The following is a 22,902-nucleotide window of genomic DNA, read 5'->3' as shown; positions in this document are numbered from 1 at the left end:
GCGGCGCGTGACCTGCGCGCCGCCGCCGGCCGCCATTCGCCGCGCCCGCCTCGATCAGTCGAGAAACAGCGCGGCGCGCGCCTTCAGTGCCGCGCTGAAGTCGTCTAGCCAGCCGATCGACAGGCGCCAGCTCTGCCAGTACAGATCGATATCGACGGTCCGCCCGCGCGACATGTCGACCAGTTCGCCCGCCGCCAGTTGGCGATCGACCATCCGGTCCGGGCACATCCCCCATCCCAGCCCCGTTTCGCAAGCGCGCAGGTAGCCCGCGACGTGCGGGATCCAGTGTTGCGGCGGATCGAGATCCGCGCGCGTCACGCGCCGGACGAAGCGCGCCTGCAAGCCGTCCTTCGAATTGAACATCACGCACGGCGCGCGGCGCAGCGCATCGCGCGTGATGCCCTCACCAAAATAGCGCGCGTAAAACGCCGGCGAACACACCGCGCGATAGCGGATACGCCCGAGCCGCGTCGACCGGCATCCCTGGATCGGCTCGGCCTGCGCGGTCACCGCGCCCTGCACGCTGCCATCGCGAATTCGCGCGGCCGTATGGTCCTGGTCGTCGATCACGAGGTCGAGCAAGGTCTCGCGCTCGGTGCAGAACGGCCCGACCGCATCGATGAACCAGGTCGCGACGCTGTCGTCGTTGACGGCGACACGCAACGTCGGCCATGCGCTCGCGATCTGGCCCGGCAAGGCGGGCATCCGGCCGCCCAGTTCGGCCTCGAGCAATTGCACGCGCTCGGTATGCCGGCACAGCAGCGCACCCGACGTCGTCGCGACGCACGGCTGCCCGCGCTTGACGAGCACGCTGCCGACACGCTCCTCCAGCAGTTTCACGCGCTGCGATACTGCCGACGGCGTGACGTTCAGCTCCTTGGCCGCCCGCTCGAACGAACCGTGCCGGATCACCGCCGCGAGGGCATCGAGCAATGCATAGTCGAGCATTAGATTTCCTTAATCTGCATTAGGTGAATTAGCTTCTCTTATGTCTCAGCTCACCGCAGACTAGCGCCAACCGATTCACCCGTCTACTGCGTCACCGCTCCCCATCATGAACTGGATCGCTTTTTCCCACGGCGCCGCCCTGTGCGGGTCGCTCATCGTCACCATCGGCGCGCAGAACGCATTCGTGCTCCGGCAAGGCATCATGCGCTCGCATGTCGGCAAGATCGTGCTGCTGTGCGCGCTGTCCGACATGATCCTGATCGGCGCGGGCGTCGGCGGCGCGTCGGTCCTCGTCGAACGCTATCCGACCTTCGTCCACGCGGTGCTGTACGTCGGCCTCGCGTATCTCGCATGGTTCGGCTTCAACGCGCTGCGTCGCGCGTTCCAGCCGGGACACGCAACGCTCGACGTGCGCGGCGACGCCGTCGCGCCGCCGCCGCAGAGCGCGGTCGCGATCGTGCTGATGACGCTCGCGTTCACGTGGCTCAACCCGCACGTGTATCTCGATACGTTCCTGCTGATCGGCACGGCCGGTGCGCGAGAGCCGGAAGGCACCCGGCTGGCGTTCGCGATCGGCGCGATGTCGGTCAGCGTCGTGTGGTTCCTCGGGCTCGGATACGGTGCGCGACTGCTCGCGCCGTGGTTCCGCAAGGCCGTCGCGTGGCGCGTGCTGGACGGCGCGATCGGCAGCATGGTGCTGTTCCTGGCCGCCGTGCAGTTGCGATAACGGCCTCGGTGAATGATCGATCGCGGGCGGCAACTTGCCGCCCGCTTTTCGTTCCGCTGCGGCGAAGCGGCCAGCTCCGCCCGTCTCTCCCGTTGCCGCGCCCGGCCGCAACAAAATTCGGTTCCCGATCGAACGCGGCGGCACGAATGACCCACGCAGCAGACGATGCGTCCGCCGTCCGCTGCAATTCCTCCGTCTTCACGGCCGCGCGCCCGCTGCACGAATCCGGTCGATCGGCGAGAATGTTCCAGCGTCCCGCGACAACGGCGAACGTGCTTCACCCGACCGCCGTCCCGTCGCATTCATCGCGGCCAATCCCGTCGTTCCAACCCGTCACCCTTCAGATTCCGGAGAGCAACATGGCACTACGCACCCTCGGCACCTCGGACATCCAGGTTTCCCCGCTCGCCTTCGGCGGCAACGTCTTCGGCTGGACCGTCGACGAAAACGCATCGTTTGCGCTGCTCGACGCGCTCGCCGACACCGGCATCAACTTCATCGACACGGCCGACGTCTATTCGGCCTGGGTGCCCGGCAACCGCGGCGGCGAATCGGAGACGATCATCGGCAAGTGGCTGAAGCGTTCCGGCAAGCGCGACCAGGTCGTGATCGCGACCAAGGTCGGCCTGCTAGACGCGCGTGCGGGCCTCACGAAAGACAACATCCTGAAGGCCGCCGACGATTCGCTGCGCCGCCTGCAGACCGACTACATCGACCTGTACTTTTCGCACCGCGATCTGGCCGACACGGCCCCGCTCGAAGAAACGCTCGCCGCATACCAGACGCTGATCGACGCGGGCAAGGTGCGCATCATCGGCGCGTCGAACTACAGCGGCGCGCGCCTGCGCGAAGCCGCCGACATCAGCAAGCGCGATGGCCTGCCCGCGTACCAGGTGATCCAGCCGGAATACAACCTGATCAACCGCGCCGACTACGAGCGCGATCTCGAACCGGTCGTGCGCGACCTGAAGCTCGGCGTCGTCAACTACTACGCGCTCGCGAGCGGCTTCCTGTCGGGCAAGTACCGCAGCGAGGCCGACCTGAAGAAAAGCGTGCGCGGCGACCGCGTCGCCCGCTATCTCGATGCGCGCGGCCTGCGCATTCTCGCGGCGCTCGACGACGTGTCGGCGAAGCACGGCACGCAGCCGGCCGCGATCGCGCTCGCATGGCAGATCGCGCGGCCGACGATCACAGCGCCGATCGCGAGCGCGACGTCGCTCGAACAGCTCGCGCTGCTCGGCGAGGCGATCCGTGTGCGCCTCGACGATGAGGACATTCGGAAGATCGACGCGGCCAGCGCGGTCTGACGTCGCGTACAACCAGGTGACGGCTTGAATCGCGGCGTTTCGCGGTTCAAGCCGCCGGTGCGAGGCGCGGGTGACGCGACCAGGGATGTCGGCATCGCTCACGCCGCGCGCGCGGGAAGAGCGCCGCGAATCACTCGACCGGAGCGCCGTTTCGGCAAGGCGATCCGACAACACGCGAATTTTATTCCGTATAACGAAGCAGCCTCGCGTCTCGCCGTTCGATCCGAACCGAACAACATACCCCGAACACGCCCGCACGTTTTGCCTTTCCCGGCCATATTCGTTGACTCCCACGGACATCCGGCCGCAACGCGCCGCCGCAAGCGCATCCCGGCCCCGCCCCGGGTCTTTCACCGATTGACCGCGCACGCCGGCGTATCCGAGACTGCGCCGCTCGGGCGGTCATTGGGAGGACGTCATGCCGGACATCAGCACGGGAATCGTGTCGATCTCGACGCGCGCCGTACGCGGCGACGAACGCGTCGACTTCTGGGTCGACCATGTCGCCCGCTCGCTCGTGCGCATCGAATGCAGCGGCAAATCGTCCGAAGGCATCGACGCGTCGCTGCGCAAGCGCGACCTGGGGCTGCTGGGGGTGTGCGACATCGTCGCGAACCGGCATGCGGTCGTGCGCACGCCGCACAACATCCACGCGGACCCGCGCGACGCCGTGTTCGTGTGCCTGATGCACGAAGGGCAGGGCTATACGTTCCAGGACGTCGAGTGCATCCAGCATGCGCCCGGCGACATCGTGCTGTACGACACGTCGATGCCGTACGGTCACGGCTTTCCCGCGAACATGGCGATGACCGTGCTCGACGTGCCGCGCGACGTGTTCGAAGCGCACGTGGGCCCGTGGCGCCATCGCAGCGTCGTCAAGATCGACCGCGACGACGGCGTCACGTCGTGGGCCGCGCGGCAGCTCTACGCACTGCTCGCCGAACCGCACGAATCGATGCCCACCGCGCGCGAACGGCGCGCCGCCGCGATGCTCGACCTGATGCAGTCGATGCTGCGGCTGCGCGACGGCGACGCGTCGCCGACCAAGTCGACCGTCCACACGCTGTCGCGCGCGAAGGCATTCATCGACAGCCATCTCGCCGACGACGATCTCGATACCCGGTCGGTCAGCCGCGCGATCAACCTGTCGCCGCGCCAACTCGCGCGCATCTTCGAAATCGAAGGGATGCCGCTCACGCGCTACATCCTCGCGCGGCGTCTCGAACGCTGCCGCGCCGACTTGCGCGACCGCTCGCTGAAGCACCTGACGGTCAGCGAAATCGCGTTCGGCTGGGGCTTCAACAACAGCGCGCACTTCAGCCGCAGCTATCGCGCGCGCTTCGGCGAGACGCCGAGCGACACGCGCGCGCCGGGCAACCCGCGCTAGCCGCTCGTCGCCGGGTTCTCCCGCTGCGCAATCCACGGCCAATGGTCAGCGCAACGAGATCGCTGCATGAGCCGCCGCGGCGCGCCGCCGTGTCCGCGCGAAGCAAGCCCGGCGTCCGCCCCGGTCAAACGGGGACACGCGCCCGTCGCTAAGCTGGCTTCCTGCGCGGCGGTGCTCGTTCCGCCGCCTGACAGCGAGGAGACAAAGCGGGATGGAGACGTACGACCATATCGTCGTCGGCGGCGGTTCGGCCGGCTGCACGGTGGCACATCGACTGGTGAAGGCCGGCAGGCGCGTGCTGCTGCTCGAGGACGGCCCGAAGGACGACAGCCTGTTCATCCGGATTCCGGCGACGTTCATCCGCGTGCTCGACACGCAGCGCACGGTCACGTTCGAAAGCGAGCCGCAGGCCGGCGCGGCGGGACGCAGGACCTACGTGCCGCAGGGCCGCACGCTCGGCGGCGGCAGTTCGGTCAACGCGATGCTGTACGTGCGCGGCACGCGCGCCGACTACGACGAATGGGCCGCGCTCGGCTGCACGGGCTGGCGCTGGAGCGACGTGCTGCCGGTGTTCAAGCGCGCCGAGTCGCACCTGCGGCTGTCCGAGCCGTTCCACGGCACCGACGGGCCGCTGAAGGTCGGCGACACGCGCTTCCGGCATCCGCTGAGCCTCGCGTTCGTGAAGGCCGCGCAGGAAACCGGCATCGCGTACAACGACGATTTCAACGGCGCCGCGCAGCACGGCGCCGGCTTCTACCACACGACGATTTTCGACGGGCAGCGCGGCAGCACCGCGGCGACCTATCTCGCCGACGCGCTCGGCGACCCGAACCTGCGCGTGCTGACCGGCTGCCGCGTGACCCGCGTGCGTTTCGACGGCCGGCGCGCGACCGGCGTCGAATGGCGGATGGAGAACGGCGCGACCGGCTCGGCCACCTCCCGCGCCGACGTCGTACTCGCCGCCGGCGCGCTCAGTACGCCGAAGCTGCTGATGCTGTCGGGCATCGGACCCGGCGCGCACCTGCGCGCATACGGCATCGACGTGCTGCACGACAGCCCGGAAGTCGGCGCGAATTTCCAGGACCATCTCGAGGTCTCGATCTACGGCTACAGCCACGCGCCGATCAGCCTGTTCGGCGAGGATCGCGGGCTGAAGGCGCTGCGGCACGGGCTGCAATGGATGCTGACCCGCACGGGCCTGCTGACGTCGAACGTCGTCGAATCCGGCGCGTTCGTCGATACGACCGGCAGCGGCCGCCCCGACATCCAGTTCCACGTGCTGCCGACGCTCGTCGGCGACGTCGATCGTGAACCGCTGCCGGGCCACGGCCTGTCGATCAATCCGTGCCTGTTGCGGCCGCGTTCGCGCGGCTCGGTGCAACTGCGCGGCAACGATCCGGCCGCGCCGATCCGGTTCGACAGCGGCGCACTGTCGGATCCGGCCGACGTCGACGGCCTCGTGCGCGGCGTCGCGCTCGCGCGGAAGATCATCCGCGCGCCGTCGCTCGCCCGTCTCGTCCGCGAAGCCGAAGCGCTGACCGACGACGCGCTGGCCGACTACGTGCGGCACCGCGCGAAGACCGTCTATCACCCGGTCGGCACCTGCCGGATGGGGAGCGACGAAAGCGCGGTCGTGACGCCGCGTCTCGCGGTGCAAGGGATCGACGGATTGCGGATCTGCGACGCATCGGTGATGCCGCGCATCGTATCGGGCAACACGAACGCGCCGACGATCATGATCGCGGAACGCTGTGCCGAGTTCATGCTCGCGGAGTGACGCGGCGACTCACGCCGCGACCGGCATGCAATGAAAACGAAAGCGGCGCGTGAGCCACGCGCCGCGTCGGCATCGGTTCCGCTGCTTCAGCGTCAAGCGCTGCGCAGCGCCATCGGCGACGCACCGTAGCGCTCCCGAATCGCACGGCTGAAGTGCGCCTGGCTCGAGAACCCCCACCGAAACGCGATCTCGCCGATGCTCGTCTTGCGCAGGCGCGCGTCGGTCAGCTCGCGATGCGCATGCGTCAGCCGCTCGGACCAGATGTGCTGCGTGATCGACTCGCCTTCGGCCGCGAAGAGCCGGCCCAGGTGCCGCAACGACAGCCCGACCGCATCGGCCACCGCCTGTGGCCCGAGCTCCGGATCGCCGAGACGGGTCGCGATGTACTGCTTCGCGGTCAGCAGGTACGACAGCGACGCGCGCGATGCGCGTGCGCCGTTCACTTCCGCATCGATGAGTTCCGCGACCAGCATGCGCGTGTGTTCGACGAAGCGCGCGGCGTCGTCTTCGACCGGCGCCTTCATGAAGCGCTCGACGCTCGTGCGCAGTGTCGCGCCGAGCATCGCGCCCGCACCCGGTTTCGGCGCGATCCGCAACGGCAGCGCCGCCAGCTCCGCGTCGAATCGATCGTCGAACGTGGCAATCGGGATATCGATCAGCAATTGCCGCATCGGCGTCAGGAATCCGAACAGATAGGGCACGCGCGTATCGTACACGACGATGTCGCCGGCTTCCGCAAGCAGGCAGCGCTCGCGCTGGATGAAATACGCGCGACCGCTCAGGATCTGGCACGCAAACAGCGACTCCTTCGGCAACTGGCGCACCAGCGCGGGGCTGCGCTCGATCACGTGATCGCGCCCGCTGATGTCGGCCACGCCGAGCCCCGGCAGCGCGAGATCGGTCTTCTCGACCTCGAGCCCCGCCGGCGACAGCGACGAGCAGCGCAGGCCGACCAGCGTCGCGGCGTTGAACGCATCCCAGTAGGCCATCCGGTCGCGCACCGGCACGTCGGCCGTCGAGCCGCGCGTGCATGAAAGAACGGTCGAATTCGTCACGTCGCCTCCTGCGGGCGCCTGTCGTGCGGAGCGGCACGGATTGGGGGATGGTTCTTGTGATTACAGGTGCGGCGCGATGTCCGGCCCGATCAAGCAATTCGTCCAGCCCAGTCAAGAGCGGCGCGCACCGGCTGGCTAAAGTCGACCCCACGACACCTAACCACAAGGAGACGAACCGTGGTCGACCAAGCCGTATCCGAATTCTGGCAAAACATCGCGCCGATTGCCAATCCGTTCAAGCCCGATGCGCTGCCGGAAGCGTACATCCCGAACGCGGCCACCGAGGACACGCGCTATTACGTTCCGTTCACCGAAACGGTTTCGTCGCGGCCGCTGTGGATCTCGCCGTCGCAGAACAAATGGTGCGACATCCTGATGGCGAAGGAAGCCGGGCTCGTGAACCGGCACTACCACCCGCACGAGGTGTTCGCTTACACGCTGTCCGGCAAGTGGGGCTACCTGGAGCACGAATGGACCGCGACGCGCGGCGATTTCGTGTATGAAACGCCCGGCGAAGGCCACACGCTCGTCGCGTTCGATCATCCGGAACCGATGCGCGCGTTCTTCATCGTCAAGGGCCCGCTGATCTGGCTCGACGACGAAGGCAACCCCGACGGCTACTTCGACGTGCATTCGTACATCGCGATGTGCAAGGCGCATTACGAGAAGGTCGGCCTCGGCGCGCACGCGATCGAGAAGCTGTTCCGCTGACGCGCGACGAGGCCGCCCATGACATCCCGCCCTTCCCCCAAACTCGCATGGACGTACGAGAACAGGCTGCTGCTGATCCTGTTCATGACGTTCGGCTTCGTGTTCTTCGACCGCCTCGCGCTGTCGTTCCTGTTCCCGTTCATGTCGGCCGAACTGCACCTGTCGAATACGCAGCTCGGCATGGTTTCGTCCGCGCTCGCGCTCACGTGGGCGCTGTCGGGCGCCGCGACCGGCGCGTGGTCGGATGCGCGCGGCACGCGCAAGCCGCTGTTGATCGCGGCCGTGCTCGGCTTTTCCGTATGCTCGGCGCTGTCGGGGCTCGTCGGCGGCTTCGCGAGCCTGATCGCGTTCCGCGCGCTGATGGGCATCGCCGAGGGCCCCGTGCTGCCGCTGTCGCAATCGCTGATGGTCGAGAGCTCGACGCCGAGCCGCCGCGGGCTGAACATGGGCCTGCTGCAGGGCTCGGCCGCCGGCCTGCTCGGCGCGATGATCGGCCCGCCCGTCGTGATCGGCATCGCGACCGCCTACGGCTGGCGCGAGGCGTTCTACGTGTCGTGCGTGCCCGGCTTCCTGATCGCGTTCTGCATCTGGCGCTGGGTGCGCGAGGTGCCGCCCGGCGGCGTACGGCACGCACAGGCCGAAGGCGCGGCCACGCACGGTACGCAGACGGCCGGCGGCGCCGCGATCAACCGCTGGGCGCTGCTGAAGGAGCGCAACATCCTGCTCTGCGTGCTGATCAGCTGCTTCTTCCTCACGTGGTTCATCGTGATCATCTCGTTCGCGCCGGTCTTCCTCGTCGAGAGCCGCCACCTGTCCCCGGCCGACATGGGCGTCGTGATGACGTGCCTCGGCGCCGCGTGGGTGTTCTGGGGCTTCGCGGTGCCGGCGATCTCCGACCGGATCGGTCGCAAGCCGACGATGATCGCGTTCGCGCTGATCGCCGCCGCCTGCCCGGTCGTGATGATCCACGTCGATTCGCTCTGGGCGCTCGGCGCGCTCGTGTTCGTCACGTATACCGGCCTCGGCTGCTTCACGCTGTTCATGGCGACGATCCCGGCCGAAACGGTGCCGCCCCGCGCGATCGCCAGCGCGCTCGGCCTGATCATGGGCGCGGGCGAGCTGATCGGCGGCTTCGTCGCGCCGACCGTCGCGGGCTTCGCCGCCGACAAGTACGGCCTGCAGTTCGCGATGTGGACGTCGGCCGCCGGCGCGATCCTCGCGGGCGTGCTGTCGTTCGGCCTGGTCGAAACCGCGCCCGCGGTGCTGCGCAAGCGCGCGCCCGCCGATGCCGCTCCCCGTCTCGATACGCAAAACCTCGGAGGACGCTGACATGCGCGCACTTCAATGGCACGGCCCGCGCGACATCCGCCTGGTCGATCTCGACACGCCGCGCGCCGGGCCCGGCGAGGTTCGCATCGCGGTCGCGTATTGCGGCATCTGCGGCAGCGACCTGCACGAATACGCGGACGGCCCGCACGCGATTCCCGTCGACGCGCCGCATCCGCTGTCCGGCCGCACCGCGCCGCTGACGCTCGGTCATGAGTTCTGCGGCACCGTCGTCGAAGTCGGTGCGGGCGTCACGACGCTGGTCCCCGGCGACCGCGTGGCGGTCGAGCCCGAGTATCACTGCCACCAGTGCGCGTATTGCCGCGCAGGGTCGTACAACCTGTGCGTGTCGATGGGCTTCGCCGGCCTGATGGGCGACGGCGGGATGGCCGATTTCGCGGTCGTGCCGGCCTACATGCTGCACCGCCTGCCCGACGACGTCAGTCTCGAACAGGCCGCGGTGATGGAACCGGCGGCCGTCGCGCTGCACGCGCTGCGGCGCGGCGAACTGCGGCTCGGCGACACCTGCGCGGTGTTCGGGCTCGGGCCGATCGGCCTGCTGCTGGTCATGCTCGCGAGACTGCAGGGCGCGACGACCATCGTCGCGGTCGACGTGTCGCCCGAGCGGCTCGCGGCGGCCGCGCGCTTCGGCGCGACGCACGCGTTCGACGCGCGCTCGCTCGACGCCCCGGTGCTGCGCGACGCGATCCGCGAAGCGGCGGGCGGGCTCGGCGTCGACGTGAGCTTCGAGGCGGCCGGCCTGCCGGCCACGTTCGAGGCGGCGATGCAGGGGCTGCGCAAGGGCGGCCGCCTCGTGATGGTCGGCCTGATGCCGCATGCGGGCTTCGATGCGTTCCGCGCGGTCAACGACGAGCTGACCTTCACGGCGAGCGTCGGCTACCGGCACGTGTACGAAGACCTGCTGCGGCTGATCGGGTCGGGCGCGCTCGATCTCACGTCGATCGTCACGCGCACCGTCTCGCTCGAGGACGCCGTCGGCGACGGCTTCGACGCGCTGCTCGCCGATCGCGCGCAGATCAAGATCCTGGTTGCACCATCGCGCCGGCATGCGCGTCCTGTTCACACCGTCGGGAGCATCGAACATGAGCCGCCCCTGGTCGTTTGACGGCAAGACCGTCGTTGTCACGGGCGGCACGTCGGGCATCGGCGCGCGCACCGCGTGGCGTTTCGCGGAAGCGGGCGCGTCGGTCGTCGCGCTCGGGCTCGATGCCGCCGGCCCGCATGCGCCGGTGCATCCCGGCATCGGCTGCGTCGAGCTCGACGTGACCGACGACGCAGCATTGACGCGGCAGATCCGCTCGCTGCAGCGCGTCGACGTGCTCGTCAACGGCGTCGGCATCAGCCGGCACGCGGACGAATACCGGATGGACCAGTTCGAACTCGTGCTGAACGTGAACCTGACGTCGGTGATGCGGGCGTCCGACGCCGCGCTGCCGGCACTCTCGGCGAACGGCGGCAGCATCGTCAACGTCGCGTCGATGTACACGTACTTCGGCAGCAAGGATCGCCCGGCATACAGCGCGAGCAAGGGCGGCATCGCGCAACTGACGCGCTCGCTCGCGCAGGCGTGGGCCGAGCGCGGCATCCGCGTGAACGCCGTGGCGCCCGGCTGGATCGACACGCCGCTCAGCAGCGGGCTGATGGCCGACGCGCAGGCGTCGCGGCGGATTCTCGATCGCACGCCGCTCGCGCGCTGGGGCACGGCCGACGAGGTCGCGGATGTGATCCTGTTCCTGTGCTCGCCCGGCGCATCGTTCGTCACCGGCGCGATCGTGCCGGTGGATGGCGGGTATTCGACGGTCTAGCGCCGGGCGCGCGAGGGCATCGGCGCAGGAGGTGTGCGCCGATGCCCGCGTGCCGGAATGCCGGCGTGGCGCCTCCGGCTCCTGTTTTCAGGTCCTGTTTCCTGGCGCGACCCGATCGACCGTTGCACGTTTCACTATCTTCGTATCAATCAGTAGTCCAATCAAAAATATTCCGGCGTGACCGGACATGTGAGGAGCACTTTGGAGATGACGAAAAAGACCTTGCTGGCCCTCGCGGCCTGCACGATTCCGGCCGCCTCGTTCGCGCAGAGCAGCGTGACGATGTTCGGGCTGCTGGACGCCGGCCTCAGCTACGTGAGCAACGAAGGCGGCCACGGCAACGCGAAATTCGACGACAACATCTTCTTCCCGAACCTGCTTGGTTTCGAGGGCAAGGAGGACCTCGGCGCCGGCACGCGCGCGATCTTCCGGCTCGTCGATCAGTTCTCGCTCGCGAACGGATCGATGATCGGCGGCGGCCTGTTCGCGCGCACGGCCTATGTCGGGCTGCAGAACGACCGCTACGGCACGCTCACGCTCGGCAACCAGTACGAGTTCATGGTCGACGCGCTGGCCGCGAGCGGCAACGAGATCGCGCAGGATCTCGTCGGGCTGTACGGCTTTCGCAACGGCCCGTTCGACAAGCTCGCGCTGCCGAACAACCCGACCGGCGCGTTCGACTGGGATCGCGTCGCGGGCAGCAACCGCGTCGCGAATTCCGTGAAGTACACGAGCGCGTCGATCTCGGGCCTGACCTTCGGCGCGCTGTACGGCTTCGGCAACGTCGCGGGATCGGTCGGCGCGAACAATACGGTCAGCGTCGGCGCGAGCTACGACAACGGCCCGTTCGGCGCCGGCGCGGCCTATACGAACCAGAAGTACGGCGCGGCGGGCGGGCTGCCGGCCACCACCGTGCGCAACTGGGGCGCGGGCGCCCACTACACGCTCGGCACGGTCACGGCGAAGGCGCTCTTCACGACCGTGCGCAACGCGTGGAACGGCGCGGGCGCGTGGTCGGCGGAAGCCGGCGCCGCGTGGCATCCGTCGCCGGTCTGGGTGATCGGGGCGAGCTACACGTACATGAAGGGCAACGACACGCTCGACAACGCGCATGCGCACCAGTTCCTGGCCGGCGTCCAGTACTGGCTGTCGAAACGCACGATGGTGTATGTCGCGGGCGTGCATCAGCGTGCAAGCCACGGCAGCAACGCGCAGATCAACGGCGTGATGGATGCGAACGGCGCGTCGAGCGGCGCGCTGCAGTCGGTCGCGCGGATCGGGTTCAGTACGCGGTTCTGATCGACGTCGGCGTTGAACGGAAAACGCCCGCCCGGTCGATGCCGGGCGGGTTTCCGTTGGCGGGTCATGTCGTCAGAAGCGAAGCCGTCAGAAGCGAATGGTCACCGATTTCGGCTCGGTATAAGCGTCGATGAACGACGAGCCATACTCGCGTCCGATACCGGAGCCCTTCGCGCCGCCGAACGGCACGGCCGGGTCGACCAGCGTGTGCATGTTCACCCACACGGTGCCGGCTTCGATCCGCGGCACGTAGCGCAGCGCCTTCGACAGGTCGTTCGTCCACAGGCTCGCGGTCAGCCCGAACGGCGTGTCGTTCATCATCGCGATCAGTTCTTCCTCGTCGTCGAACGGCACGAACGCGCCGACCGGCCCGAAGATCTCCTTGCAATACGAAGCCGATTCCAGCGAGCGCGGCAGCACGATCGTCGGCTTCACGTAGAAGCCGTCACGCGCATACGCACCGCCGCCGGTGACGATCGTATCGCCCTCCATGCGCGCGAGCTCGAACGCGTCGAGACACTTGCGGAACTGCGGCTCGTTGCAGACGGGGCCGATCATCCCGGCGTCGTCCATCGGGTCGGCCGGCTGGAAGCTGTCCAGGCGCGCCTTCATCTTCTCGACCACTTCGTCGAACTTCGCGCGATGCACGAAGAAGCGTTCCGCCGACGCGCACACCTGCCCGCTATGCAGGAACCCGGCTTCGACGATGCCGTCGAGGATCTTGTCGACCGGCGTATCCGGCAGGAACGCCGCCGCGTTCTTGCCGCCCAGTTCGAGCGTGAAGCGCGTGAAGTTCGCGTTGACGGCCTCCGCGCCGATGATGCGGCCGGTCGGCACCGACCCCGTGAACGACACCTTCGCCACGCGCGGATCGCGGATCACCTTCGCGCCGACCTGGCCCGTGCCGTTGATCACGTTGAGCGTGCCGGGCGGCAGGCCGGCTTCGGTCGCCAGTTCGGCGATGCGCAGCATCGTGAGCGGCGTGAACTCCGACGACTTGATGAGCACCGTGTTGCCGGTCGCGAGCGCCGCGCCGAATTTCCATACCGGGATCATCACCGGGAAATTCCACGGAATGATCCCGAACACGACGCCCAGCGGTTCGCGCAGCGTGAACGACGTGTAGCGCTCGCCGTTCATGCTCGGGAACGACGGGGCGAGCGTTTCGCCCGCGATCTTCGTCGCCCAGCCCGCGTAATAGCGCAGCCAGCGAGCCGACCAGCCGACTTCGATCACGCGCGACAGCCCGATCAGCTTGCCCGACTGCGCGGTTTCGATCTGCGCGATCTCTTCGCCGTGCGCGTCGATCAGGTCGGCGAAACGCAGCAGGATGCGCTCACGATCGGCCGGCGTCAGGCTGGCCCACTCGCCGCGGAACGCGCGATGCGACGACGCGACCGCGGCCTCGACGTCGTCGTCGGTCGCCTGCGCGACGGAGCCGATCACCGCGCGCGTCGACGGATCGCGCACGTCGATCCGCTCGCCGCGGCCGGCTACCGCGTGGCCGTCGATGTAGTGACCGTGTTCGCGCGCGAGAAACGCGCTGACTTCGTCCAGCATCCGTACCCGTGCCATCTGTATCCCTCCGGAATTCGAATTGAGTGAAAGGCCCGACTTGCCGGCCGCTCTTCGATTCTAGGGACGCGTCGCGCACGCGGATCGGCGTTGCGTGCACACTTTTGGCTTCAGCGTGCAGATCGGTGCGATGCAGCGGTTTCCCTGTGGAAACCGCCATTGACGCTGAAAGTCGCTGCTGCCGACGATGATTGCGTTTCGCCCCCGCGTCCAAGCCGAATGCATTAAGCTCGACGCATTCCCCGGCCCTCTCCCGCTTCCGGCAATGGCACACGAACTCGTCGTCGACGCCAGCAACAGCAACGCGAATCTGCGCGACCTGATCGCGGACAGCTTCCTGCCGCTGGTCTTTCACGACACCGGCCCGCAGTTCCGGATGTCGGTGCGGGTTGCCACGGTCGGCGGCCTGCGGATGGCGGAGGTCGACACCACCGCGATCCGCGTCGATCGCGACCGCTCGCTCGCGTCGCGCGCCGACAGCGACTGCTACAAGATCCTGTTCCAGATCGCCGGACAAAGCCGCGTCACGCAGCGCAACGCGGCGTCGACGGTCAATCCCGGCGAGTGGGTGATCTACGATGCGACGCAGCCGTACATGATCGAATCGGCGAACGCGTCGCGCTTCGTCGCGGCATTGACGCCGCCGAGAAGCGGCACGATGTGGCGCTGGTTCGTGGAGCGCGCGGGCGTGCAGGTCCGTCGAACCGTCGGCAATGCGCAACTGGCGCTTCAAGCGATCCATTACCTGATGGACGGACACGTGCCGAACGATCCGGAAAGCCTGTTCGGCTTCGAGCAGTCGACGCTGATGCTGCTCGATTCGGTGATCCGCCGCGAGGCGAGCGATTCGCTGAGCGGCGCCGATGCGCGCAGCGCGACGCTGCGGATGAATGCGGAAATCCATCTGTCGCACCACTACAGCGATCCCGACCTGTCGCCGGACAAGCTCGCGAGCGCGCTGAACGTGTCGCGGCGCACGTTGTACAGCGCGCTGGCCGCGACCGGGCGCACGCCGCAGAGCCTGATCCAGGAATACCGGCTGCAGGCGAGCAGGCGCGCGCTGGAGGATCCGGCGGATCCCAACCGCAACCTGCTGGAGCTGGCGATCGCGTGCGGCTTCTCGGACATCACGCATTTCGGGCGCGCGTTCAAGGCACGGTTCGGATACAGCCCGGGCGCGTATCGCGTCGCGTGTCGCGGTATTTCGGAGGCGTGAAGCGGGATCACCGTGAACTGCGGCGGCTTCGATGAACGATCCCGGGGTCGACGCTCGCGTGCTCCGGGGAAATATGCATCATCAGCAGCCTCGCATCGCCGCCCGGTGTCGACCACACGTGCATTCGTGTCATCCCGGCACGGTTCGACGACGTCGGCCAACGCACATGCGATCGTCCACTTGCGATTCCGGCGTGTCGGCTCGACGGTCCGTTACTGCAAAAAATCGGCGACACCACGCGTATCGCCCCGTCCGGCCTCCGCACATGTCATTCAACATGATCAGCATTCAATGCGACGCTTGAAGCCGACACTATGTGCAACACGCGCCACAATCAGGCCCAACTTCCACTCGACGAGCTCCGCATCTTCACCTGATTCCATCACTCGAAAATAATATGCACTACTACGGTGCCAATCCATAGTGCTGACTACCCATTGATGCATCATTTGATGTCTGACATTCTGGAAGCGTGTCAGCGATGCATGGAATGTAACAAACATGAATGGATTTCGTCTTGAAAATGAAATTTCTTGCGCATGCAACGTAGACGGCCCGGACCTTGCGCCCCCCACACGTTCGAAGACGGAATCTCCTGTTGTTGTTTCGCCCGACGAAACAGCCCCCGCACGCCCCGACTGTCTCAGGATTGCCCGCCTGATCGATGTCCTTCGGACACCGGCATGCCATTTCGACGAGAACGGGCGGGTCGTGAGCATCAACGATGCATGGCTTGCCTACGCGGATCGCTCCGCCGAGGCCACGTATCGACTCCAATGGACGGAGTTGATCCATCCGGAGCACCGATGCACCGCCGAGTCGACACTTCACGCGGCGCAACCCGGCTCGGTACACGAAACGCTGGAGTGCCGGCTGGCGGGTTCCCACGGCATCGACCAGTGGTTCACCGTCGACCTTCACCGTGTCGACGACGGATGGCTCTGCACCTGCACGAATATCCATGACCTGAAGGCCAAGGAAATCGAACTGAAGAGTCACACGTCGATACAGACAGACATGCTGAATATCAGCATCGACTGCATCAAACTGATTTCGCCGACAGGCAACGTGCTGCACATGAACCGCGCCGGATGCCAGGCGCTGGGCGTCGACGAAGACTCGGGATTCGGTATGCCGTGGCTGCCGCTCCTGCCCGAAGACGTGTGGCCCGACGGAAATGTCGCGCTCGAATCCGCCAGGAACGGTGTGTTCGGCAGGTTTCCCGGGCGCAGCGAGCGTCCGGGGCGCGACGTTCAATACTGGGACAACATGCTGACGCCGATCTTGGACGCCGATGGAAAAACGACCGCCATTCTGTGTGTTTCGAGAGACGTGACGCGCGAGCGCGTGGCGCTCGATCTGCTTCGGCGAAGCGAAGAAAGGCTGGCCATCGCGGCCCGCGTCGGCGGACTGGGAATCTGGGACTACGACATCGCATCGGACACACTGCACTGCGACGAGAACTGGCATCGAATCATGGGCCACGCTCCCGGGAAGGCGATTACCTCGATCGACCAGTTTCGCGCGTTGATTCATCCGGACGACGTCGACAAGGCGATGAAGGTCACTCGGACCGCGGAGGAATTCAATTCGTTCGGCAGGGATTATCGCGTCGAGTATCGCGTCATTCAGCCCAACGGCGAGATTCGATGGGTTCAGTCCACCGCCTATCCGCAGCATGAAGACGGCGTGACCCAGCGAACGATCGGGTTCGTGCTCGACGTGACGAAGATTCGCCTGGCGGAGCGGCGCCGGGAGGCATGGCTGCACTTCATTTCCCACGACATGCGCTCGCCTCAGGCATCGATTCTCGCGTTGATCGATCTTCAGCGAGCCGCTGAACCGGCCCCGCCCGCCAAGGACCTGCTCGATCGAATTGCTGCGTACGCGCGCCGTACGCTGGCACTGGCCGACGACTTCGTTCTGCTGGCGCGCGCCGAAGCACCGACCTGGTCACTGGTGGAAACGGATATCGGCAGCGTGGTACTCGATGCGATCGACGAACTGTGGGCACTCGCTCAAGCGCGCGGCATCCGGCTCGACGTGAACGTCGGGGACGAGATCTGCATCGCACGCGTGGAACCCTTCCTGCTGATGCGCGCGGTCGTCAATCTCGTGAGCAATGCCATCAAGTTCAGTCCTGGCAATGCGACGGTAACCGTGCGCCTGACCGGCGTCGAACATGGCTACGCCATTTCCGTTGCAGACCACGGGCCCGGCATATCGGCCGAAGCCCAACAACGTCTGTTCGAGCCATTTCAACGGCTGCAAGTCGAACCGCCTCGTTACCCTTCGGGCGCCGGTCTCGGGCTGGCTTTCGTGAAGACGATCGCCAAGCGCTATGGCGGCAACATCGATTTGCATACCCGCCCGGGCGAAGGCTGCACGTTCATCCTGACGTTGCCGGGTGTCTCGTCGATACAGGATGGTGCCTGATGCCCGTTCCTTGAAGCGCCGCCCCGCCACGCGCCCGCAAGATGCCACGTACTCTGAAGCGGTGTCAGTCCATGCGGGCTCGCGGTTTGGATATTGAAACGATCGACCACCGACGCCTCATTCGCGGTTCCCGGTTTCCGACCAGTCATCAGGAACGCCCGTCACCGGCTTCATTGCGACATCAATGCGGCGGGCGGTCCCTGGTCGACTGGTCCTTGTCCCGTTCAACTACGCAGGAACGCAAGAAGGTCCTGGTTGAGCTGCGCCTTGTGCGTTTCGGTCAAACCGTGCGGCGCCCCCTTGTAAATCTTCAGAATGGCGTGCGGAACCAGTTTCTTCGTGGCGCGCCCGCCGACGTCGACCGGCACGACTTGATCGTCGTCCCCGTGCACGATCAACGTCGGCATGTCGAACTTGCTCAGATCCGAAGAAAAGTCCGTTTCCGAGAATGCCCGCACCGAGTCGTAAGTGTTCTTGAAGCCCCCCATCATTCCCTGGCTCCACCACGAGTCGATCATCCCCTGAGACACCTTGGCGCCGGGACGGTTGAAGCCATAGAACGGGCCGCTGGCAATCTCCCTGAACAACTGTGACCGGTCAGCAACCATCCCGGAACGGATGGCATCAAAAACCTCTATCGGTACCCCCTGCGGATTGGGGGGAGTCTTGAGCATCAACGGCGGAACGGCTGAAATCAGGCCGACTTTCGTCACGCGCGAGCCACCATGGCGGCCGATATACCGCGTGACTTCGCCCCCTCCGGTCGAAAAGCCGATCGCCGTCACGTTCTTGAGGTTCAGCCTGTCAATGACGGCAGCCAGGTCGTCGGCGTAGTGGTCCATGTCGTTGCCGTCCCACGGCTGGCTTGATCTTCCATGCCCACGCCGGTCATGAGCAATCACCCTGAAGCCGTTCGACGCAAGGAAAAATGCCTGGTTGTCCCAGCTATCCGAACTAAGGGGCCAGCCGTGGCTGAGTGTGACTACCGGAGCGTCCTTCGGTCCCCAGTCCTTGTAGAAAATTTCCACGCCGTCCCTGGTGATGATCCTGTCCGCCGATTGATTTCTCCTCGCGCCGGAAACCGCAGTGGACTTCGACAAGCGCCCAGTCGTTGCGTCCGCTGCAGCCGGTACAACGGCAGCGACGGTTGCCAGAACACCGCCCAGCATCAGACCTCGACGGCTGGCATCGTCGGGAGACAGGTGAGAATCAGGCTTCATGCAATATGCTCCTGTTGTGGAAGAAATCGTCATGCCGGCCGATCGATCGGCCGGACGAACCCGCCGCGCCGTTGGCGAATTTCGGATGCGAGCACGCGCTCACGAAGAGACTTGGCTTCGTGATCATGTTTGCTCGATATGGCGGGAATCGTAGGACGGCCATTAACCCGGCGGTAGCTACGTAGAAGTGCTCACGGTGTTGTTCAAACAGCACCAATCCGCGCGTCTCAACATGCCCTCGCCCGGACCAACTCAGGACATGTGGGGGATTGCGGCGTGAAGATGAACGCGGTCGGCCATCGAGATTTCGACGCCGGAGCAGACGCCTGGCCGAATATCCGCACCTCACGCATATCGACAGGAATCACTCGACGATTTTGTCTCGCCGGCCAAATTTGAGCGTCTCATTCATGTCGGCCCATGTTCCTTCTCGCGCTATCTGGATCGAGCGAGCTGTTGCGAGACGAAATCGATGAATATTCTCGCGCGGGCGGGCAAACCTTTTCCGAATGCGTGCAGCGCAATGACCGGCACCGCACTCAACTTCACGTCAGGCAGCACTTCCGTCAACCGGCCGGAATCGAGATCAGGCTGTACTGCCGTTCTCAGAATCTGGGCGATACCGAGTCCATTCAATGCAGCCACTCTCATCGCATCACCATTGTCGGCATCGAACATGCCATCGATGGGGATGCTCGTCCCGTCGGCAAAAACGATCGGTACGACGCGTCCGTCGAGTTTGTAACGCACATGAAGATGCGCAACGAGATCGTCCTTTCCCTTGGGCATGCCATGCTTGAGCAGATAGTTCGGGGAAGCCACGAGCACCAGCGGCAGGCTCATCAGCGTGTGCGCATAGAGTCTGCTATCGACGGCGCGCCCGGCTCTGATGGCGATATCGAAGCCCTCACGGATCACATCGACGCGACGATCGCTGATGTTGACTTCGAGTGACAATTCGGGATTGCTGCCCATCAATTCCCGCGTGATCGGCTCGAGCAGGGTCCGCCCCAGATCGACTGGAAGGCTCACGCGCAACTTTCCTACCGCTTTTTCAGGCGTCGTCAGAACGTCGCTCGCATCCTCGAGACCTCGCATGAGCGGCGCAACGCGCTCATAGTATGTTTGCCCTTCGCTCGTCAGGACGAACGCCCGCGTCGACCGCTGAAACAGCGTTACGCCGAGCCGCTTCTCCAGCCTTGCGACGCTCCTCGACACGGCGGACGGTGTCGTTTCGAGCGACCGTGCCGCGGCCGTGAACGATCCTGCCTCGACCGACCTCACGAACGCTGGAAGACCGCTGAATTTCTCGAATGCCATTCGTGACTCTTCGGCAAAATTGATAGTTCCGTTGCATGACTACAGCACTCGAAGTCCCCGGACTATATTGGCGCCGTACGCCAGATCGGCGCGAAACAACGGAGATTTCAATGAATCGACTCGCAAACAAGGTTGCCGTCATTACGGGTGGCAACAGTGGAATCGGGTATGCCACGGCAAGGCTGTTCGTCGAGGAAGGTGCAAACGTCGTCATCGTGGGCCGTCGCTCCGAGGCCGTGACCGCGGCCGTGGCGGAACTCGGAAATCGCGCGACGGGACTGACAGGAGATCTCGCCGATCTTCGAACGCACGATCGCGTCGCAACCCTGGTAGCCGAACGGTTCGGCGGCGCCGACATATACGTCGCGAATGCCGGCGTCAATACGATCGCACCGTCGAGCCAGGTGGGCGTCGAGTCGTATGACGAACATTTCGCCACCAATACCAGAGCCGTGTTCTTCGGCGTGCAAAAGATCGCGCCCCACGTGCGCGACGGCGGAGCGATCCTGTTGACGAGTTCGATCGCCAGTTCCAAAGTGTTCGACGGACATGCCGTTTATGCGGGAACGAAGGCCGCCATCGAAGCATTTGCCCGCAGCTGGGTGCTCGAATTCAATACCCGCGGCATCCGGGTCAACGTAATCAGTCCCGGTCCCACCGACACCCCCATTCTTTCCAAGCTCGGTATCGAATCCGCTGACCGACCGGCATTCGAGGCTGCCGTCTCTGACAGCATCCCGCTCGGCCGTTTCGGCCGCCCGGAAGAACTGGCTCGCGCCGCACTGTTTCTCGTCAGCAGCGAAGGGAGCTTCGTCAACGGCGTGAACCTGAATGTCGACGGCGGGATGTCGCTGCGCTGACCTCCCGCCAGGGCGCTCACTCTGCCGCTCGGCGATACATCGCAACGTAGCGTGCCCGTGCAATCACTTTTCCGTGCATCTGATAGGCAACGAGGGCCGGGCTCGATGTGGCGTTCACGTCGATACTTGGCACGGCGAGCGCCGATGCCGTGACGATGTATCGGTGCGATTCCCCCTGAGGCGGGCAAGGGCCGCCGTATTTCGCCGCCCCGAAGTCGGTCAGCGTTTCGATGGCCCCGGCAGGCATCCGCTTCGGATTGCCGGACGCGCCTTTTTCGATCGACGCTTCCGACGCCGGTATATTGACGACGCCCCAATGCATCCAGCCCAGCCCGCCGGTCGGGGCGTCTGGGTCGTGAATGGTCACGACGACGCTCTTCGTTCCATGAGGAAGATGGGACCACGAAATGCGTGGCGAGACGTTGTCGCCGTGGCAGCCGAATCCGCCGTAGACCTGTTCGTTCTCGAACCGGCCGCGGTTCAGGCCATCGACTTTAACGGAGAACGCACCCGCGACAGCGATCGTCGGCACGATCGACACGAGCATTGCAGAGCAGAGGGTCGAGCGCGGAAAGAAGTTGAATCGCATGGTGTACTCCGTTGAAAAGGAGGGCGCTTCTGCAGGGGGCGAGAACGACCCGGCCGAGCGGGGCGGGACGAGACGACATTTGCGCTGCCAGGGTGCTGGCGCGCATGCCGCCCGCCCCAAGATCACCGTGCAGGCTTGCGTGCGTTCGCCCGACCAAGTACGGACGCGTCCCGCATCGGCCGCCGACGTTCAAAAATCAATCAGTAGTCCCACAGAACAGGCACAAAGCTGAAACCGTTCCCCTTCTTTGCAACGTGGCCGACGGACGGGAACGCGACATGTGCCGCGGCCAGCAGAGCGCCGGTCTCGGCGGCTTCGTTCAACAGCGAGATACGTACGTCCACAGCGGCTTCAGGATCGTGCTCGAAGCCGTTTTGCCAGTCGGGATTGTCGAAGTTGACTTCGAAAATCGCGTCGCCCACGAACGTCAGCTTCTCGCCGTTCGATGCGACATCCACCACGCAGTGCCCCGGCGTGTGCCCCCCCGTCACGCGCGCCGACACGCCCGCTGCAACTTCCACGGCCCGATCGAACTGCACGATGTTTTCGCGATAGAGTTCCACGAACTTCGAAGCTGCCTTGCGGAGCGCGGGAGGAACCGTTTCCGGCATCACCGTCTTGCTGAAATCCGGATTTTTCCAGAACGCCACTTCCTCGGCCGATACATGAATGCGCACGTCCGGACGCAGCCTGGCCTTGACACCGTCGACGTTCAGCCCGCCGACGTGATCCATGTGCATATGCGTAATCACTATATCGGTGATCGCAGCCAGGTCGATGCCGGCCGATTCCAGTCGCATCACCGACTTCCCTGCACGCGTGAAGTACTCAAATCCGTCGCCGACACCCGAGTCGATCAGGATCAGGCGTTCGCCGCTACGCACGAGTGCGATGTTCAGTGCCCAGTCGAACATGTCACGTTGCAGGAAACGGCCGTCGAACCACTCGTTTCTGTCTGCTTCGCTCACGTTGGTGGACATGGTGGAAGTCGGCAGCGGCAGAACGCCGTCGCTGATCAGCACGACGTCGACGTTACCCACGCGCACGGCGTAACGGGAAGGCACGAGTTCTCCCGATCCTTCTTTGCCGAGCCCGGAGGTAACCGGCTGCACATTGCGGGTCGTTTCGCTCATCTTCGATTGTCCTGTTGGTCAAGTGGGTGAGGCGCTCGGCGCGGCGCGATTCACGAGCGCGGCCACGAATTTCGCTCGCCTGGTTTCGCTCGCATTTCAACCGAACGTGAGACGGATTGTAGTCAGGGGGAGGCAAACGCCAGTAGCGTCGGGAATGCACACACCGCGTTGTCCAACCGGCAACAATCGA

20 protein-coding genes are annotated in these 22,902 nt (G+C 65.5%); 12 read left to right on the top strand and 8 right to left on the bottom strand.

From position 1 onward, the window contains the following. Positions 1-54 precede the first annotated feature (54 nt). On the bottom strand, positions 55-948 hold the full coding sequence (locus DIE02_RS30855) for a LysR family transcriptional regulator ArgP (RefSeq protein ID WP_124530166.1): 894 nt from the start codon (positions 946-948) through the stop codon (positions 55-57). Between the two features lie 106 nt (positions 949-1,054). On the opposite strand from DIE02_RS30855, the gene DIE02_RS30850 reads away from it, so the two are divergent. The 4 genes from DIE02_RS30850 (at position 1,055) to DIE02_RS30835 (ending at position 6,146) form a co-directional block, all read left to right on the top strand. Continuing rightward, a complete protein-coding gene (locus DIE02_RS30850; protein ID WP_124530165.1) occupies positions 1,055-1,675 on the top strand; it encodes a LysE/ArgO family amino acid transporter in 621 nt (206 codons plus the stop codon). A gap of 359 nt (positions 1,676-2,034) precedes the next feature. Next, the gene (locus tag DIE02_RS30845) at positions 2,035-2,982 is read left to right on the top strand and encodes an aldo/keto reductase (protein ID WP_124530164.1); all 948 of its coding nucleotides are present in this window, start codon (positions 2,035-2,037) and stop codon (positions 2,980-2,982) included. 418 nt (positions 2,983-3,400) lie between these two features. Beyond that, entirely contained in the window at positions 3,401-4,369 is a 969-nt protein-coding gene (locus tag DIE02_RS30840; RefSeq protein WP_124530163.1) for a helix-turn-helix domain-containing protein, read from the top strand. 187 nt (positions 4,370-4,556) lie between these two features. Next, entirely contained in the window at positions 4,557-6,146 is a 1,590-nt protein-coding gene (locus tag DIE02_RS30835; protein WP_409364377.1) for a GMC family oxidoreductase, read from the top strand. A gap of 92 nt (positions 6,147-6,238) precedes the next feature. Here DIE02_RS30835 and DIE02_RS30830 read toward each other — a convergent pair whose 3' ends face one another. Further along, the gene (locus DIE02_RS30830; RefSeq protein ID WP_124530161.1) at positions 6,239-7,201 is read right to left on the bottom strand and encodes a helix-turn-helix domain-containing protein; all 963 of its coding nucleotides are present in this window, start codon (positions 7,199-7,201) and stop codon (positions 6,239-6,241) included. A 177-nt stretch (positions 7,202-7,378) separates the two neighbouring features. Between DIE02_RS30830 and DIE02_RS30825 the strand changes: the two genes are divergently transcribed. The 5 genes from DIE02_RS30825 to DIE02_RS30805 all read left to right on the top strand — a co-directional run bounded on the left by DIE02_RS30825 (position 7,379) and on the right by DIE02_RS30805 (position 12,363). After that, the gene (locus tag DIE02_RS30825; RefSeq protein WP_124524104.1) at positions 7,379-7,912 is read left to right on the top strand and encodes a 2,4'-dihydroxyacetophenone dioxygenase family protein; all 534 of its coding nucleotides are present in this window, start codon (positions 7,379-7,381) and stop codon (positions 7,910-7,912) included. Between the two features lie 18 nt (positions 7,913-7,930). After that, positions 7,931-9,241, top strand: coding sequence for an MFS transporter (locus DIE02_RS30820; RefSeq protein WP_124530160.1), 1,311 nt, complete (start codon positions 7,931-7,933; stop codon positions 9,239-9,241). 1 nt (position 9,242) lies between these two features. Continuing rightward, positions 9,243-10,364: a 2,3-butanediol dehydrogenase gene (locus DIE02_RS30815; protein WP_124530159.1), complete on the top strand. Its 1,122-nt coding sequence runs from the start codon at positions 9,243-9,245 to the stop codon at positions 10,362-10,364. Continuing rightward, positions 10,342-11,064 (top strand): SDR family NAD(P)-dependent oxidoreductase, encoded by a 723-nt coding sequence (locus DIE02_RS30810; protein ID WP_124524098.1) that lies wholly within the window; start codon positions 10,342-10,344, stop codon positions 11,062-11,064. The genes DIE02_RS30815 and DIE02_RS30810 overlap by 23 nt, the downstream gene beginning before the upstream one ends. A 207-nt stretch (positions 11,065-11,271) precedes the next feature. Next, positions 11,272-12,363, top strand: coding sequence for a porin (locus DIE02_RS30805; RefSeq protein WP_124530158.1), 1,092 nt, complete (start codon positions 11,272-11,274; stop codon positions 12,361-12,363). Positions 12,364-12,450: 87 nt separating this feature from the next. Here the strand turns inward: DIE02_RS30805 and DIE02_RS30800 are convergent, their stop codons facing one another. Next, positions 12,451-13,938, bottom strand: coding sequence for an NAD-dependent phenylacetaldehyde dehydrogenase (locus DIE02_RS30800; RefSeq protein WP_124530157.1), 1,488 nt, complete (start codon positions 13,936-13,938; stop codon positions 12,451-12,453). Between the two features lie 265 nt (positions 13,939-14,203). Between DIE02_RS30800 and DIE02_RS30795 the strand changes: the two genes are divergently transcribed. After that, positions 14,204-15,154 (top strand): helix-turn-helix domain-containing protein, encoded by a 951-nt coding sequence (locus tag DIE02_RS30795; protein WP_124530156.1) that lies wholly within the window; start codon positions 14,204-14,206, stop codon positions 15,152-15,154. Between the two features lie 281 nt (positions 15,155-15,435). On the opposite strand, the gene DIE02_RS30790 is transcribed toward DIE02_RS30795, so the two are convergent. Beyond that, on the bottom strand, positions 15,436-15,657 hold the full coding sequence (locus DIE02_RS30790) for a hypothetical protein (protein ID WP_124530155.1): 222 nt from the start codon (positions 15,655-15,657) through the stop codon (positions 15,436-15,438). A 208-nt stretch (positions 15,658-15,865) separates the two neighbouring features. Here DIE02_RS30790 and DIE02_RS30785 point away from each other — a divergent pair, with 208 nt between their 5' ends. Next, positions 15,866-17,590 (top strand): ATP-binding protein, encoded by a 1,725-nt coding sequence (locus DIE02_RS30785; RefSeq protein WP_185702672.1) that lies wholly within the window; start codon positions 15,866-15,868, stop codon positions 17,588-17,590. 224 nt (positions 17,591-17,814) lie between these two features. Here DIE02_RS30785 and DIE02_RS30780 read toward each other — a convergent pair whose 3' ends face one another. Further along, positions 17,815-18,810 (bottom strand): alpha/beta fold hydrolase, encoded by a 996-nt coding sequence (locus DIE02_RS30780; protein WP_124530153.1) that lies wholly within the window; start codon positions 18,808-18,810, stop codon positions 17,815-17,817. Positions 18,811-19,245: 435 nt separating this feature from the next. Next, a complete protein-coding gene (locus DIE02_RS30775; protein ID WP_124530152.1) occupies positions 19,246-20,130 on the bottom strand; it encodes a LysR family transcriptional regulator in 885 nt (294 codons plus the stop codon). Between the two features lie 110 nt (positions 20,131-20,240). Between DIE02_RS30775 and DIE02_RS30770 the strand changes: the two genes are divergently transcribed. After that, on the top strand, positions 20,241-20,990 hold the full coding sequence (locus DIE02_RS30770) for an SDR family NAD(P)-dependent oxidoreductase (protein ID WP_124524087.1): 750 nt from the start codon (positions 20,241-20,243) through the stop codon (positions 20,988-20,990). 16 nt (positions 20,991-21,006) lie between these two features. On the opposite strand, the gene DIE02_RS30765 is transcribed toward DIE02_RS30770, so the two are convergent. Continuing rightward, positions 21,007-21,579, bottom strand: coding sequence for a YbhB/YbcL family Raf kinase inhibitor-like protein (locus DIE02_RS30765; RefSeq protein WP_124530151.1), 573 nt, complete (start codon positions 21,577-21,579; stop codon positions 21,007-21,009). A 200-nt stretch (positions 21,580-21,779) separates the two neighbouring features. After that, positions 21,780-22,712 carry an MBL fold metallo-hydrolase gene (locus tag DIE02_RS30760; RefSeq protein ID WP_124488994.1) on the bottom strand — a complete coding sequence of 311 codons (933 nt, stop codon included), beginning with the start codon at positions 22,710-22,712 and terminating at the stop codon, positions 21,780-21,782. Positions 22,713-22,902 lie beyond the last annotated feature (190 nt).

Origin of the sequence: Burkholderia sp. Bp8991, from assembly GCF_003853795.1 — a bacterium.
In the GTDB taxonomy this organism is placed as follows: Bacteria; Pseudomonadota; Gammaproteobacteria; order Burkholderiales; family Burkholderiaceae; genus Burkholderia.
This window is presented reverse-complemented; position numbering and strand designations above follow the sequence as displayed.